The sequence below is a fragment of the Streptomyces sp. NPDC058008 genome, assembly GCF_042886395.1.
In the GTDB taxonomy this organism is placed as follows: Bacteria; Actinomycetota; Actinomycetes; order Streptomycetales; family Streptomycetaceae; genus Streptomyces.
In genome coordinates this window covers 47,907-62,923 of record NZ_JBHVQX010000026.1, presented here as the reverse complement: position 1 = coordinate 62,923, position 15,017 = coordinate 47,907, and the positions used below count along the sequence as shown (strand labels likewise).

The following is a 15,017-nucleotide window of genomic DNA, read 5'->3' as shown; positions in this document are numbered from 1 at the left end:
CCATGGACCTGCCGGTGATGCCTCCCGTGAAGCCGATGCTCGCCAAGTCCGTGTCCGCGATTCCGCCCGGTATGCAGTACGAGGCGAAGTGGGACGGGTTCCGGGCGGTCGTGCACCGGGACGGTGACGAGGTGGTGATCGGCAGCCGGACGGGGAAGCCCCTGACCCGCTACTTCCCCGAGGTGGTCACCGCCGTGCGGGAGAACCTCCCGCCGCGCTGCGTGGTCGACGGCGAGATCGTCCTGCCGTACGAGGGGCGGCTGGACTTCGACCGGCTGAGCGAGCGCATCCATCCGGCCGATTCCCGGGTGCGGACGCTGGCCGAGCGGACCCCGGCGGGTCTCGTCGCCTTCGACATCCTCGCCCTGGACGACACGTCCCTGCTCGCCACGCCGCAGAGCGAACGGCGCACGGTCCTGGAGGCGGCCCTGGCCGGGGCCTCGGCACCGGTCCACCTCGCCCCGGCCACCACGGACCGGGCCCTGGCGCGGGAGTGGTTCGAGCGGTACGAGGGGGCGGGGCTCGACGGGGTGATCGCGAAGCCGCTCGACCTGCCCTACCGGCCGGACGCCCGCGCGATGTACAAGATCAAGCACGAGCGCACCGCCGACTGCGTGGTGGCGGGCTACCGCTTCCACCGGAGCGGCCCGGTGGTCGGGTCGCTGCTGCTCGGCCTGTACGACGCGGAGGGCGCCCTGCAGCACGTCGGGGTGTGCGCGGCGTTCTCGATGAAGCGGCGCGCGGAACTCCTGGAGGAGCTGGACCCGTTGCGCGTGGACCCGGCCGGACACCCGTGGGCGGCCTGGGCGGACGCCTCGGCGCACGAGGGGTCACGGCTGCCGGGCGCGCCGAGCCGCTGGTCGGGGAAGAAGGACCTGTCCTGGGTGGCGCTGGCCCCGGAGCGGGTCTGCGAGGTGGCGTACGACCACATGGAGGGTGACCGCTTCCGCCACACCACGCAGTTCCGCCGGTGGCGGCCGGACCGCACCCCCGCCGGCTGTACGTACGCCCAGCTGGAGGAAGTGGTGCGGTACGACCTGTCCGAGGTGCTCGGGACCGGCTGACCCGTCAGGCCGTGGGGGTGGGGCAGGGTTCGCCCGCGGGGTCCTCGGGACCGGGCGTCTCCGCCGGCTCCGTGGGGCAGCCGGGACCGGTGGTGCCCGGCTCCGGGTCCGGTGTCGTGGTCGGGTCCGGTGTCGTGGTGGGGTCCGGTGTGGTGGTCGGGTCGGGCGTCGTGGTGGGGTCGGGTGTCGTCGGATCCGTGGGGCCGCCGTCGGTGGGGCCGGGGCCCGGGTCCGTGGGGCTCGGGGATCCGCCGGGGTCCGGGCTGCCGGAGTCGGTGGGAGTGGGGGTGGTGGAGGGTCGCGGGGTACCGCCGGGCTGCGGACCGACGATGATGCCGCCGCCCGTACCGGGGACGCCCGGGCTGCCGGGGCCTCCGACGGGGGCCTTCGGTGCGTGCGGGCCTCCCGCACCGGGGCTCCGGGGGATCACGCCCTTGCCGTCGGCGACGGAGTGCACGCCCTCGCGGTAGAACGCCAGCCAGGACAGCACCGTGCGCAGATAGGTGTCCGAGTGGTTGTAACTGAGGATCGCGCGGTCGAGGTCGGCGCCCACCGACAGGTCACGCGGTCCTGCGCAGAGGTAGTGCCCGGCGGCGAGGGCCGCGTCGAAGATGTTGCCGGGGTCCTTGCGGCCGTCGCCGTTGCCGTCCTTCGCCCAGTGCGCCCAGGTGGACGGGATGAACTGCATCGGCCCGACCGCCCGGTCGTAGCGGGTGTCGCCGTCGTACGCGCCGCCGTCCGTGTCCCGGATCTCGGCGAAGCCCGCGCCGTTGAGGACGGGACCGAGGATCGGCGTGAGCGTCGTACCGGCGGCGTCCACCCGCCCGCCGCCCGCGTGGCCGGACTCCACCTTGCCGATCGCCGCGAGCAGCTGCCAGGGGAGACGGCAGCCCGGGTCGCTGCGGTGCAGGGAGCTCTGGGCGTTGCGGTAGGCGGCGAGGACGGTGGCCGGGATGCCCGCCTCGCTCCAGGTCCGGCCGACGGAGGCGCCGGGCTTCTTCCCGGTCCTCGCGCTCTTCGGCGGCTCGGGTGAGCGCAGCGGCGGGAGTTCGGTGTGGTAGCTGTCGTCGTTGGGCACCTCGGTCCAGACGATGTCGTCGGACGACACGGTCTTCATGCCGTCGCCCGTGCCGCCGGTGAGCCCGGGGGCCTGGGACGCGGTGAGCGCCGCCATGGCGGCGACGGCGGTGGCCGTGCCGGTGAGCCCGCGGCGCATCGTTCCGTCGAACCTCATGTGTCCTCCCTCTCCTGGGTCATCGCGTGAACGTGTCGATGGCCGCGATCCGCCAGGTGCCGTCGCGGCGGACGGCGTCCACGGCGAACATGGCGGCCGCGTAGGTCGTCTCCTCCTGCTTGCCCGTACGCGTGTTGCTCTGGTCGGCGAAGACCAGCAGCCGGGCCCGGTCGCCGACGAGCTGTTCGACCCCGCTCCCGGTGACGGTCGTGGTGAGGACGAGCTTCTGCTCCGGCGCCTGGGCCCGTACCTCGGCGAGCATGTCCTCGTGCTGCTGGACCGCCTTGCCGGTCAGGTACTTCCGCGCGGCGAGGCCGGACTTGCCGGGCGCGGCGTAGTTGTAGGAGAAGACCGCGCCGACGGCCTCGGCGATCTGCCCCTTGACCTCGCTGGTCCTGCCGATGTCGGTGAGGGCCGTGTTCTGCCGGGTGGGGTCGTCACGGAGGGCGGCGGCGGAGGTGAACGCCCAGGCGGCGAACGCGCCGAGGAGGACGGTGGCCGCGCAGAGGACGGCGGGGAGCCGGAGGCCGGGGCGCGGCAGTCTCCGGCGGGGGCGTTCGTCCCCGGCGGGCCCGTCCTCCTCCCCGGCCCCGTCCGCGGGGTCCGGTTCCGCCGCGGGGTCCGGTTCCGGCACGCGAGCGGACTCGGAGGCGCCGGATGACCCGGGTTCCGTGCCCGGGTCGGCGGCCGTGCGCGCGGGTGCGGTGGTGGCGGCGACGGTGGCGAGCCGGCGGCGCCGGTTGACGAGGTGTCGGGTCGTCGACATGTCGGTGGTCCTCTCGAAGGGCGGTGCGGCGGGGCGGGGTTCAGCCGGCGGTGTTGCCGACGGGCGCCTGTCCCAGGGCGCTGAGCTTCCATCCCTCGGAGGTCCGGGTCAGCTGTCCGAGCATCCGGCTCTCCTTCACGGCGGGCTTCCCCTCCGGGGCGGTCACCGTGACCCGCAGCGCCACCATCACCCCCGCCTTGCCCGCGCGGTCGTCGAGCTCGGTCACCGCGCCCGACAGGACCTTCGCGGTGCTGACGGTCCTGGCCGCCTCGATCTGCTCGACGAACGAGTCCCGGCCGTCGACGAGTTGCCGGTGCAGGTCGCCGGTGGTCGAGGCCTCCCAGCTGTCGAGCCCCTTCTCCAGCTGCGCGTGGTCGAGCGTGTTCATGTTCTGCACGGCCTGCTCCCCCGCGGCGAGCGCGTCGTCGCGGGCCTCGGCGTAGGCCGCCGAGTCGTCGTGCGCCGCGTCGTAGCGCGACCATCCGCCCCAGCCGGCCGCGCCGGCCGCCGCGACCGTCAGCACGATCGCCGATGTCAGAAGCGGGTTCCTGGTCGTCCGTACCCGTGCCATCGGTGCCTCTCCTACCTGGAGGTGATGTCGACGATGATCCAGCGGCCGCCGCGCAGTTCGGCGGTCACGGAGAGCTGGGCCGCCGCCGTGGTGGGGGCCTTCCCCTCGCGCTCGTACACCTGGTCGAGGAAGACCAGGAGGTGGGCACTGCCGTCGCCGAGCCGGGTGACTCCGGCGCGTACGGCCTGCGAGGTGAGTGTGAGCTTCTGGTCGGCGGCCTGCTTCTCGACCTGGCCGAACAGGGCCGCGTACTGCTGGAGCGCCTTGCCCGCGAGGAGGCGCTTCGCCGATTCCTTGGTGGCGGCGGTGGACCGCGGGCCGTAGGAGAAGACCTTGCCGAGCGCGCTGCTGACGTCGCCCGCGACGCGCGTGGTCCCGGCGGTGTCGGTCAGGGCGCGGTTCGAGGTGGCGGGGGTGTCCCGCAACTGCCGGGCCTTGACCAGGAGAAGGGCCCCCGAGGCGAGCAGGGCGACGGCCAGCACCGCCGCGAGGACGCGGCGCCCGGCCGTGCGGCGGGGTGCGTCCGGCTCCGGCGCGGTGTCCGCCCCGTCCTCCCGTACGCCCGGGTCGGGGTCCGAGGGGGTGTCCTCGACCGTGGTGCCTCCGGTCTGCTTCATCCGCCGCTCCCGGCCGGTATCGCGTCCAGTGCCTTGATCTTCCAGCCGTCCCCGGTGCGGGCCAGGGAGGCCTCGAAGCGCTTGCGCTCCGTGCCGGCCTTCCCGGCGCGCGGGGTGACGGCCACGTCCACGGTGGCGATCAGCGTCGCCGTTCCGGCCCGTTCGTCGAGGGCCGTGAGGGCCGCGGCGGTCACCTTGCCGCGTGCGGTGGCCCCCGACTCGGTGAGCTCGGCGGTGTCCTTCTTCCGGGTGCTCTCCAGGCGGTCGTGCAGCGGGCCCGTGGAGGCGGCGAGCCAGGCGGTGAGACCGCTCCCGACGCTCCCGGCGCTCGTGCCGTCCATGCTGGTGAGCCGGGCGAGGCGGCTCCTGCCGTCGGCGAGCGCGGCGTCACGCGCCTTGGCGTACGCCAGGGTGCCGTCGCCGCGCGCCTGCGCGTAGGACCAGCCTCCGACGGCGCAGACCAGTACGGCGGCGAGCATGGCGGCCCAGCCGCTCAGGCTCCTGGTGCGGGCGTTCACGCGCCACCTCCGAGGCCCAGCAGTCCGGCCATGCCGCCGTCCGCGCGCCCGCTGTCCCCCGTGGCGCCGAGGGCTCCGGGCAGCCCGGTCCCGTCGGTGCCGGCGATCAGCGAACCGGGCCTGGCCGGCCGGGGCACCCCGCCCCCGTCGGGTGCGTTCGCGCTGCCCCGTACGTTGACGCCGCTGCCGGGCGTGGAGGCGCAGCGCGCCTTGGTGTTGACCGCGGGGGCGGGCGAGAGGTCCGTCCCGGGGCGGTAGGTGGTGGAGCCGTATCCGGCGGTGCAGGGCAGCGGTTCGAAGAAGGTGACGGACATCCCGAACCGGGCGTTCCCGTCCCCGTCGACGATGCCGGCCCCGGCCGCCGCGACCGCGGGCACCTTCACCAGCAGTTCCTCCAGGCCGCGCTGGCGGGTGACGGCGACCTCGGAGGTGGTGAGGAGGTTGGCGACGACGACTCCGAAACCGGGTTCGAGGTCCCGCAGGAGCCCGCTGATCTGGGCGGTGGCGCCGGGCGCCGTCGCGATCAGCCGGCGCAGGTCGGTGTCGGAGCCCTTGAGTTCCGCGGCGAGTTCCCCGGCTCCCGAGGCGAACCCCTTGAGTGCCTCGCCCTGTTCGTTCTGGGTGCGCAGGACCGTCTCCCCGTCCGCCATCAGCCGGGTCGTCACCGGCAGCGCCTCGTCCGCGGCGTGGACGAAGTCGCTGCTGGTGTCGAGCAGGACCTGGAGGTCGTCGCCCCGCCCCTCGAACGCCGCGCCGAACTCCTCGACGACGGTGCGCAGGGCTTCGGTGTCGACGGAGGCGGTGAGGTCGTTGACGCTGGTGAGGACGTCGGTGACGGGCGCGGGGATGGTGGTGTCGGCCTGGTCGATGACCGAGCCGTTCTCCAGGAACGGGCCGTCCTCGCGGGTGGGCCGCAGGTCGACGTACTGCTCGCCGACCGCGGAGAGGCTGGCGACGACGGCGTGCAGGCTGTCGGGGATGCGCGGCGCGTCCTTCTCGATGCGCAGTTCGGCCTCGACACCGTCGTCGGTGAGCTCGATGGGGCCGACCCGGCCGACGGACACGCCGCGGTAGGTGACGTTGGAGTGGGTGAACAGGCCGCCCGTCTGCGGGAGCTGGACGGTCACGGTGTAGTAGCCGCGCAGTCCGACGTAGTGGCCGAGGTCGGCGTACCGGACGCCCAGGTAGCCGAGGACGAGTACCGCGATGACGAGGAAGGCGATGTTCTTGAGCCGGGTGGCGAGGGTGATCATCGGCGGGTGCCCTCCGTACCGGACGTGGTGACCGACGGGAGCGGCAGGGGCAGCGCCGGGCCGGACTTCGCGCGGCTGCCGGCCGAGGTCCCGGCGTCCGGGTCGAGGGCCGGGATGATCTGGGTGCCGGGCATGGCGGTGACGTCCAGGTAGACGTTGAGGTAGTCGCCCTTCACCCCGCGCAGCACCTCGTCGGTGAACGGGTAGGTGAGCAGCACCTGCAAGGAGTCCGGGAGGTCGTTCCCGGAGTCGGCGAGCGCGGTGAGGGTGGGGGCGAGGGCCTTGAGGTCGGCGATCATGTCCGCCTTGCTCCTGTTGACCGTGTCGACGGCGACGGTGGAGAGCGTGTCGAGCGAGCGCAGCATGGTGAGCAGCGACCCGCGCTGCTCCTCCAGGACCTTCAGGCCGGGGCTGAGGCCGGTGAGCACGGTGCCGACGTCCTGTTTCCTGGTGGCGAGTGTGGCGGCGAGCCGGTTGACGCCGTCGAGCGCGTCGGTGATGTCCTCCTTGTGCGTGTCCAGGTCGGTGACCAGCGTGTCGACGCGGCTGAGCATCGACCGGATCTGGGGTTCCTGCCCGGCCAGCGCCTTGTTGAGTTCGGTGGTGATGGTCTTCAGCTGGGCCACGCCGCCCCCGTTGAGGAGCATGGACAGGGCGCCGAAGACCTCCTCGACCTCCGGGTTGCGGTTGGTGCGTTCCAGGGGGATGCGGTCGCCGTCGGACAGCGAGCCCTCGGCCCGGCCTTCGGCGGGCGGTGAGAGCTGGACGTACTTCTCGCCGAGGAGGCTGGACTGTTCGAGGTGGGCGTAGGCGTTGGCGGGCATCCTGATGTCCCCGTTGACGCGCATGGTCACCTTGGCGGTCCAGCCGCCCGGGGTGAGGGAGATCCGGGTGACCCGGCCCACGGCGACGTCGTTGACCTTGACCGACGACTGCGGCGCCAGGCTGAGGACGTCCCCGAACTCGGCGGTGATCTCGTACGGGTGGTCGCCGAGGTCGGCTCCGCCGGGCAGCGGCAACTGGTCGATGCCGCTGAACGACGGCAGTCCGGTGGTCGTGGCGACGAGTGCGAAGCAGACGCCGGCCGCGACCAGGCCGCCGAGGGCCACGACCGCTCCGGTGCCGGATCCGCGCTGGGCGGGGCTCATCGGTCCGCCTCCTTCTTCTTCTCGCCCGTACCGTTCTTCTTCGGGGCTCCCGTGTCCGCCGGGGTTCCGTAGACCGTGCCGACGGCGGGCAGGGGCAGGGCGGGCAGGGCCTTCTGCCGGGCGGCGTCCACCGGGGCCAGCCCGTCGGGGCCGGCGGTGCCCTGCCCGGCTTCGAAGAGCGGGCCGCCCATGGACAGTTCGTTGAGGTCCGTACGCCCGTCGAGGGTGCGGTTCGCCGGGTCGTAGGCGTTGAGCACGTTGCCCGCCGCGAGCGGCAGGGTGTCGAGCGACTCGGCGAGCGAGGCACGCTGGTCGACCAGGGTCTGGGTGAGGGGCACCAGCAGGTCCACGTTCTTCTTGAGGGCGCCGCGGTTCTTCTCGATGAAGGTCTTGACCTGGCCGAGCGCGGTGCCCAGTTCCCGCAGTGCCGCGCTGAGGTTCTCCTTGTCCTCGGCGAGGAACCCGGTGACGGAGTTGAGCTGCTGCTCCGCGCTCCGCACGTCGCCGTCCTTCTCCTTCAGCATGGTGGTGAAGGTCTGGAGGTAGGACAGCGTGTCGAAGAGGTTGCCGCTGCTCCTGTCGAGGGTCTTCGTGGCCTTGCCGAACTGCTCGATGGAGTCCCCGATGGCCTCTCCGTTGCCCTTGAGGTTCGCGGAGCCGGTCTCCAGCAGGCCGGAGAGCGCGCCGTCGGCGTTGGCACCGTCGGGGCCGAGGGCCTTGGAGATCTCGGTGATCGACTCGTAGAGCTGGTCCACCTCGACGGGCGTGGCGTTGTTCGCGGCGGGGAGGACGGCACCGGACTCCAGCCGTGCTCCCCCGGTGTACGCCGGAGCGAGCTGTACGTACCGGTCGGCGACGAGGCTGGGTGCGACGACGACGGCGTGGACGTCGGCGGGGACCTCGACCCCCTTGTCGAGCCGCAGGGTGATCCGGACCTCCTGGCCGCGCGGTTTCACCGATTCGACGGTGCCGACCTTCACGCCCAGGATCCGCAGGTCCGACCCGGGGTAGACCCCGGTGGCCTGGTCGAAGTAGGCGGTGATGGTGGCCGTGCCCTCCTGGTCCGACGCGATGACGCCCGAGCCGACGGCCACGGCCACCACGGCGAGTCCGGCTCCGATGCCGGCGATGCGGGTGCGTCTCATCTCAGCGGCCCCCCTGCTTCGGCGGCATGCAGTCGTTCGCCGGGGGCGTGTCCTTGGGCAGGTAGCTCTTCGGGACGACTCCGCAGACGTAGTTGTCGAACCAGCGGCCGTTGCCGAGGGTGTTGCCGACGAGCCGGTTGTAGGTCCCGGCCATGGAGAGCACCTTGTCGAGGCTCTTGCGGTTCTTCACCAGGACGGTGGTGACCCGTCCCAGCGAGTCGAGGGTGGGCTTCAACTGCTTGTCGTTGTCGGTGACGAGCCCGGTGAGCTGGGTGCCGAGGTCGCGGGTGCCGGTGAGCAGCAGGTGGATGGAGTCACGGCGGGCCTGGATCTCGCCGAGGAGCAGGTTGCCGTCCTCCAGCAGGGTCTCGAAGCTGCTCTTCTTCGTGGCGAGCGTCCTGGTGAGCTGCTTGCTTCCCTTGAGGAGGGTGGCGAGCTGCGCGTCGCGCTCGGAGACGGTCCTCGACAGCGCGGAGAGCCCTTCGGCGGCGCTGCGTACGTCGGGCGGTGAGTCCTTGAAGGTCTCGGAGATGGTCTTGAAGCTCTGGGCGAGCTGGGCCGTGTCGATCTCCTCGATGGTCTCGCCGAGCCCGTCGAACGCCTGGGTGACGTCGTACGGGGAGGTGGTGCGGCTCGCGGCGATGCGGGAGTGCGGGTCCTGCGGGGCGTCGCCGAGCGGGTCGACGGCGAGGTACTTGTCGCCCAGGAGGGTCTTGATGGCGATGCCGACGGTCGAGGAGTTGCCGATCCAGGCGTCCTTCACCTTGAAGTCGACCTTCACCCGGGCGCCGTCGAGGGCGACGCCGGTGACCTCGCCGACCTTCACTCCGGCGATCCGGACCTCGTCACCGGCGTCGAGCCCGGCGGACTCGGTGAAGTCGGCGCTGTAGACGGTGCCGCCACCGATGAAGGGCAGCGCGTCGGCGCGGTAGGCGGCGAGGGTGACGAGGGCCAGGACGACGAGTCCGATGACGCCGAGGGCGACGGGGTTGCGTTCCCGTACGGGCTTGATCCTCATCCGGAGCACCTCGGTCCGCCGATGGTGATGCCGGTGGGCGGGGCGCTGCCGTCCTCGGTCGTCACTCCGGAGACCTTCGCCTCGCAGAGGTAGAGGTTGAGCCACGACCCGTAGGAGGTGAGGCGGGTGATCGCCTCCATCTTGGCGGGCGTCTTCTCCAGGAAGCTCTCGATCTTCGGAGCGTTCTCGTCGAGCTGTCCGGTGAGCCGCCCCAGCTGGGCGATGTCCTTCTTCAGGGGCGCCCGGCCGTCCTGGAGGAGGTCCGCGGTGACGGTGGTGAGCGCCCCCATCGCGGTGACCGCCTCACCGAGCGGCTTGCGGTCGCCGGAGAAGCCCTTGACGAGCTTCTCCAGGGTGACGACGAGGTCGTCGAATCCGGCCTCGCGGTCGTTGACGGTCTTGAGGACCGTGTCGAGGTTCTTGATCACCTCGCCGATCACCTTGTCCTTGGCCGCGACGGTGCCGGTCAGCGATCCGACGTGGGAGAGGATGCTGTCGACCGTGCCGCCCTCCCCCTGGAGGACCTGCACGATCGAGCCGGCCAGCTGGTTGACGTCCGGCGGGGACAGCCCTTCGAAGAGGGGCTGGAAGCCGTTGAAGAGCTGGGTGAGGTCGAGCGCGGGCGTGGTGCGCGAGAGCGGGATCGTCGCCCCGGACCTGAAGGTCTCCCCCACGGGCCCGGCGCCCTGGTCGAGGTCGATGTAGCGCTGGCCGACCATGTTGAGGTACTTGATCGACGCGGTCACCGAGGCGGGCAGGTCGCGGTCCTTGCGTACGGCGAAGCCGACCTCGGCCTCCCGTCTGTCGGCGACCCGGATGGATTCGACCTGCCCGATCTTGACGCCGGCGATCCTGACGCTGTCACCGACGACGAGGCCGGTGGCGTCGCTGAACCTCGCCTTGTACGACGCGGTGTCGCCGACGCCCGTGTTGGCGATGGACAGGCCCAGGACCGTGGTGGCCAGGACGGTCACCACGACGAAGACGACGGATTTCGCGAGCGGTCCCGCGAGCGAGCGGCGCTTCACTTGAGCTTCACCTCCGCGCCGCGGAAGGCCGGACCGATGAGCACGCTGCTCCAGTCGGGCAGGGACCGCGGCTGGACGTCGAGGGAGGGGGCGACGAGTTCGTTGACGAGCCGGCTCTCCTCGGGGGAGTTCGGCAGGCCGAGCGCGCCGTCGGCGGGGGCGGGTTCCCGGGCCCCGTCCGCGCCGCCGGCACCGTGTGCGGTGGCCGGGGCCTCGCGGGCGTCGGCGGTCGGGACCGTCCTGCCGGTGTACGGCACGGAGTAGCAGTGCGGGCCGCCGGTCGCACCGTAGACCGGGGTGTCCTTGCCGGCCACGTACGCGCCCTTGGACTCCACGGCCTTGACGGTGACGTGGAGTCCGGGCCTGTCGGTGCCCTTGCCCAGCGCCTTGTCCATGTCGGGGACGAATCCGGCCATGGTGCGCAGGGTGCAGGGGAAGGCGTCGGAGTACTCGGCGAGGAGTTCCAGGGTCGGCCGGCCGGAGGCGGAGAGGTGGATGAGGTTGTCCTTGTTCTTCCGCAGGAAGGCGGTGACGTCGTTGGCGGAGGCGGTGGTGGACCCGTACAGGTCCGCGAGCTCCGCCTGTTTCTCGGCGATCGTGCCGCTGGTGGTGGTGAAGTCGGTGAGCGCGTCCAGGACGTCGGGGGCGGCGTCCGCGTAGAGGTGGCTGACCTTGACGAGCTCCTTGATGTCCCTGTTGAGCGTGGGGAGCTGGGGGTTGAACTCCTTCAGGTGCGCGTCGAGGGTGACCAGGGTGTCGCCCAGCTTGTCGCCGCGTCCCCGGAGTGCCTGGGAGACGGCGTTGAGGGTGGCGGCGAGCTTCTCCGGCTTCACCGCGGTCAGCATCGGCAGGACGTTGTCCAGGACCTCCTCCAGCTCGATGGCGTTGCTGGAGCGGTCCTGCGGGATCACCGCCCCGGCCCGGAGGGTCTCGGCCGAGGGGACGGCGGGCGGTACGAGGGCGACGAAGCGTTCCCCGAAGAGGGTGGTGGGCAGCATCTGGGCGGTCACGTCGGCGGGTATCCGCCGGAGCCGGTCCGGCCGGATGGCGAGGGTGAGCCGTGCCCCGTCGCCGTCGGCCGCGATGTGGCGCACCTCGCCGATCACGACGCCGCGCAGCTTGACCTCCGCGTTGTCGTGCATCTCGTTGCCCACGCTCCCGGTGCGCACGGTCACGGTGGCGTCGTCGGTGAAGTCCTTCTCGTACACCGAGACCGACACCCACACGAGGACGGCGGGCACGAGCACGAAGGCCACACCGGCGAGTCTGCGGCGCACCGTCTGCGCCGTGGAGGAGGACATCAGCCGGCCACCTTCACCGTTGTCGTCGCACCCCAGATGGCGAGCGAGAGGAAGAAGTCGGTGACGCTGATGAGCACGATGGCGTTGCGCACCGAACGGCCCACGGCCACGCCGACACCGGCCGGGCCGCCGGTGGCGTGGAAGCCGTAGTAGCAGTGGGCGAGGATCACCAGCACGCTGAAGATGAGGACCTTCAGAACCGACAGGACCACGTCGTCCGGGGAGAGGAAGAGGTTGAAGTAGTGGTCGTAGGTTCCCGCCGACTGCCCGTTGAACAGGACGGTGATGTAGCGGGAGGCGAGGTAGGAGGACAGCAGCCCGATCGCGTACAGCGGGATGATGGCGACGACGCCGGCGATGATCCGCGTGGTGACGAGGTAGGGCATGGAGCGCACGCCCATCGCTTCGAGCGCGTCGACCTCCTCGTTGATCCGCATCGCGCCGAGCTGGGCGGTGAAGCCGGCGCCGACGGTCGCGGAGAGGGCGAGCCCGGCGACGAGCGGGGCGATCTCTCGGGTGTTGAAGTACGCGGAGATGAAGCCGGTGAAGGCGGACGTGCCGATCTGGTCGAGGGCGGCGTACCCCTGGAGGCCGACGACGGAGCCCGTGGCGAGGGTCATCGCGATCATCACGCCGATGGTCCCGCCGATGACCCCGAGACCGCCGCTGCCGAAGGCGACCTCGGCGAGCAGCCGCTGGACCTCCCTGAGGTAGCGGTGCAGCGTCCGGGGGATCCAGATGAGCGCCCGTACGTAGAAGGTGAGTTGCTCGCCGGAGCGGTCGAGCCAGCCGAGCATCGACATCGCTCAGCCCCCCTTCGGGGGGACGATCTGCAGATAGATCGCCGTGAGGAACATGTTGACGGCGAACAGCAGCATGAAGGTGATGACGACGGACTGGTTGACCGCGTCGCCGACGCCCTTCGGACCGCCCCGCGGGTTCAGTCCCCGGTAGGCGGCGACGATGCCCGCGATGAAGCCGAAGATCAGCGCCTTGAGTTCACCGATGTAGAGGTCGGGGAGCTGGGCCAGGGCGGAGAAGCTGGCGAGGTAGGCGCCGGGGGTCCCGCCCTGCATGATCACGTTGAAGAAGTAGCCGCCGAGTGTGCCGACGACGGAGACCAGCCCGTTGAGCAGGACGGCGACGGACATGGTGGCCAGCACCCGGGGCACGACGAGTCGCTGGACGGGTGAGACGCCCATGACCTCCATGGCGTCGAGCTCCTCGCGGATCTTCCGCGAGCCGAGGTCGGCGCAGATGGCGGAGCCGGCCGCCCCGGCGATCAGGAGCGCGACGATGAGCGGGCTGGCCTGCTGGATGACGGCGAGGACGCTGGCGCCGCCGGTGAAGGACTGGGCGCCGAGCTGTTCGGTGAGGGAGCCGACCTGGAGGGCGATGACCGCGCCGAACGGGATGGAGACGAGTGCGGCCGGCAGGATCGTGACGCTGGCGACGAACCAGAACTGCTCGATGAACTCCCGTACCTGGAAGGGCCGTCGGAAGACCGCCCGGGAGACCGCCAGGGCGAGCGCGAACAGCTGGCCGGTCTGGCGCAGCGGGGCGAGGAGCCGCGAGGGCTGCCTCGGCGGCGGGGTCTTCCCGCCGGCTTCCCCGGCGGCCGGCCCGGGCGGACGTACGGGCGGCGGTGCCGTCATCGGCGTCCACCGTCCAAGGTCGGGGTGTAGCTGTTCATGATGGCCGTGCGGGCGGCCTCCGGCAGCTGGCCCATCATGGAGATGACCCGCTCGCGGCGGCGCAGGGCCGCCTGCCGTACGGGCATCCCGGGTGAGGGCTCCAGCTGGGGTACGACGGTGCGCGGGGCCGAGGGGCCGTAGCCGCCGCCGTTCGTCTGCTCGGCGGCGAGGGTGGCCGCGTCCTTCTCCTCCGACATGCCGATCGGGCCCTCGCGGCGTCCGGCGAGGAACTGGGAGACGACCGGTACGTCGCTGGTCAGCAGCACCTCGCGCGGCCCGAAGGTGACGAGGTTGCGGCAGAAGAGCATGCCCATGTTGTCGGGCACGGTCGCCGCGATGTCGAGGTTGTGGGTGACGATGAGCATCGTCGCGTCGATCTGGGCGTTGAGGTCGATGAGGAGCTGCGAGAGGTAGGCGGTGCGCACCGGGTCGAGTCCGGAGTCCGGCTCGTCGCAGAGGATGATCTGCGGGTCCAGGACCAGGGCGCGGGCGAGGCCGGCCCGCTTGCGCATGCCGCCGGATATCTCGCCCGGCAGCTTTCCCTCGGCGCCCAGCAGGCCGACGATGTCGATCCGCTCCATGACGATGCGCCGGATCTCGGACTCCTTCTTGCCCGTGTGCTCGCGCAGGGGGAAGGCGATGTTGTCGAAGAGCGACATCGAGCCGAAGAGGGCGCCGTCCTGGAACATGAGGCCGAAGAGTTTCCTGGTCTCCATGATGTCCCGCTCGGGGCTGTTCACCATGTCGACGCCGTTGATGAGGACGCGTCCCTTTTCGGGCTTCAGCAGTCCGATGATGGATTTCAGGAAGACGGTCTTCCCGGTGCCGGAGGGACCGAGCATCACGCTCACCTCACCGGCCGGCAGCGTGAGACTGACGTCCTGCCAGATGTTCTGTTTGCCGAAGGATTTCGTCAGGCCTTCGACGACTACTTCGATTCCCATCGGCCCTCCCTCGAAGTGGTGGTGAACGACGTCATCTGTCTGCGCTCCGGCTCCGGTCAGTACAAGGACGGCTCGTCACACGTGCACCAGGAGGCGCACGGTATGTCCGTCGAATCCGCCAGGACAAGCCGTTGAACAGCGGGAATCGCGGACATTGGATCTCGGCGTGGATCACTTGTCACCGGATGACAAACCCGCCCTGCGGCTTTGTCGCAATCTGCGCAAGCTCTCCGGGTGCACCGGGGTCCCGCGGTCCGGGGCACCGGAGCCACGCGCCCCCGGCGTTCGGGAGGACCGTGCCCCGGTGGGAGGTTCGGGGCGCTGGAACTCCCGTGCGAATCCCGGACCGAAGGGGTTCGACCAGGGCTCCGCGTACGGAGGACGAGCAGGTACGGAGGTGTTTCCGAGCTGCTCAAGCGGGACGCTACGGGCCGGTAACCTGAGTCCGCAATAGCACTTCCCGAACTTTCTCCGAGGTAATTGCAGGGCCCCTGTTTCTTGTACTCGGGTGAGTAATCGCGGCGCGAAACCTATCGGAAAGTGAGGGTCCGGGGACCGGATCTCCGGGCCCGGGACGTGCCCCGGACACGCCGAAGCCCGCCCCGACCAGGGTTCATCCGGTCGGGACGGGCTCATGGCCGGCCGGGGGCCGGGCGCATCAAGTGACAAGAAACGGGCTGTGGTGCCGGTCCCGGCCGGTCCGCCGGGACCGGCCG

Annotated in this window: 15 protein-coding genes; 1 reads left to right on the top strand and 14 read right to left on the bottom strand. The window is 71.3% G+C overall.

What is annotated here, in order from left to right:
- Positions 1-2 precede the first annotated feature (2 nt).
- On the top strand, positions 3-1,064 hold the full coding sequence (locus ACFVS9_RS24795) for an ATP-dependent DNA ligase (RefSeq protein WP_389935525.1): 1,062 nt from the start codon (positions 3-5) through the stop codon (positions 1,062-1,064).
- Between the two features lie 4 nt (positions 1,065-1,068).
- Here ACFVS9_RS24795 and ACFVS9_RS24790 read toward each other — a convergent pair whose 3' ends face one another.
- The 14 genes from ACFVS9_RS24790 to ACFVS9_RS24725 are packed head-to-tail and all read right to left on the bottom strand — an operon-like array spanning position 1,069 to position 14,301.
- Positions 1,069-2,298 (bottom strand): lytic transglycosylase domain-containing protein, encoded by a 1,230-nt coding sequence (locus tag ACFVS9_RS24790; protein ID WP_389935523.1) that lies wholly within the window; start codon positions 2,296-2,298, stop codon positions 1,069-1,071.
- Positions 2,299-2,317: 19 nt separating this feature from the next.
- Positions 2,318-3,064 (bottom strand): hypothetical protein, encoded by a 747-nt coding sequence (locus ACFVS9_RS24785; protein ID WP_389935520.1) that lies wholly within the window; start codon positions 3,062-3,064, stop codon positions 2,318-2,320.
- Between the two features lie 40 nt (positions 3,065-3,104).
- The gene (locus tag ACFVS9_RS24780) at positions 3,105-3,635 is read right to left on the bottom strand and encodes a nuclear transport factor 2 family protein (RefSeq protein ID WP_389935517.1); all 531 of its coding nucleotides are present in this window, start codon (positions 3,633-3,635) and stop codon (positions 3,105-3,107) included.
- An 11-nt stretch (positions 3,636-3,646) separates the two neighbouring features.
- Positions 3,647-4,252 carry a hypothetical protein gene (locus ACFVS9_RS24775; RefSeq protein ID WP_383114272.1) on the bottom strand — a complete coding sequence of 202 codons (606 nt, stop codon included), beginning with the start codon at positions 4,250-4,252 and terminating at the stop codon, positions 3,647-3,649.
- On the bottom strand, positions 4,249-4,770 hold the full coding sequence (locus ACFVS9_RS24770; RefSeq protein ID WP_389935515.1) for a hypothetical protein: 522 nt from the start codon (positions 4,768-4,770) through the stop codon (positions 4,249-4,251). Before ACFVS9_RS24770 ends, ACFVS9_RS24775 begins: the two co-directional genes overlap by 4 nt.
- Positions 4,767-6,023: an MCE family protein gene (locus ACFVS9_RS24765; protein ID WP_383114270.1), complete on the bottom strand. Its 1,257-nt coding sequence runs from the start codon at positions 6,021-6,023 to the stop codon at positions 4,767-4,769. Before ACFVS9_RS24765 ends, ACFVS9_RS24770 begins: the two co-directional genes overlap by 4 nt.
- Positions 6,020-7,171, bottom strand: coding sequence for an MCE family protein (locus tag ACFVS9_RS24760; protein WP_383114269.1), 1,152 nt, complete (start codon positions 7,169-7,171; stop codon positions 6,020-6,022). The genes ACFVS9_RS24765 and ACFVS9_RS24760 overlap by 4 nt, the downstream gene beginning before the upstream one ends.
- Positions 7,168-8,316, bottom strand: a complete 1,149-nt coding sequence (locus ACFVS9_RS24755) for an MCE family protein (protein ID WP_389935511.1) — start codon at positions 8,314-8,316, stop codon at positions 7,168-7,170. Before ACFVS9_RS24755 ends, ACFVS9_RS24760 begins: the two co-directional genes overlap by 4 nt.
- 1 nt (position 8,317) lies before the next feature.
- Positions 8,318-9,334 carry an MCE family protein gene (locus tag ACFVS9_RS24750; protein WP_389935508.1) on the bottom strand — a complete coding sequence of 339 codons (1,017 nt, stop codon included), beginning with the start codon at positions 9,332-9,334 and terminating at the stop codon, positions 8,318-8,320.
- On the bottom strand, positions 9,331-10,362 hold the full coding sequence (locus ACFVS9_RS24745) for an MCE family protein (RefSeq protein WP_383114266.1): 1,032 nt from the start codon (positions 10,360-10,362) through the stop codon (positions 9,331-9,333). Before ACFVS9_RS24745 ends, ACFVS9_RS24750 begins: the two co-directional genes overlap by 4 nt.
- Complete coding sequence (locus ACFVS9_RS24740) at positions 10,359-11,663, bottom strand: MCE family protein (RefSeq protein ID WP_383114265.1); 1,305 nt, start codon at positions 11,661-11,663, stop codon at positions 10,359-10,361. Before ACFVS9_RS24740 ends, ACFVS9_RS24745 begins: the two co-directional genes overlap by 4 nt.
- Positions 11,663-12,466, bottom strand: a complete 804-nt coding sequence (locus ACFVS9_RS24735) for an MlaE family ABC transporter permease (protein ID WP_383114264.1) — start codon at positions 12,464-12,466, stop codon at positions 11,663-11,665. Before ACFVS9_RS24735 ends, ACFVS9_RS24740 begins: the two co-directional genes overlap by 1 nt.
- A gap of 3 nt (positions 12,467-12,469) precedes the next feature.
- On the bottom strand, positions 12,470-13,318 hold the full coding sequence (locus ACFVS9_RS24730; RefSeq protein WP_383114263.1) for an MlaE family ABC transporter permease: 849 nt from the start codon (positions 13,316-13,318) through the stop codon (positions 12,470-12,472).
- Complete coding sequence (locus tag ACFVS9_RS24725) at positions 13,315-14,301, bottom strand: ABC transporter ATP-binding protein (RefSeq protein ID WP_383114262.1); 987 nt, start codon at positions 14,299-14,301, stop codon at positions 13,315-13,317. The genes ACFVS9_RS24730 and ACFVS9_RS24725 overlap by 4 nt, the downstream gene beginning before the upstream one ends.
- Positions 14,302-15,017: the final 716 nt, after the last annotated feature.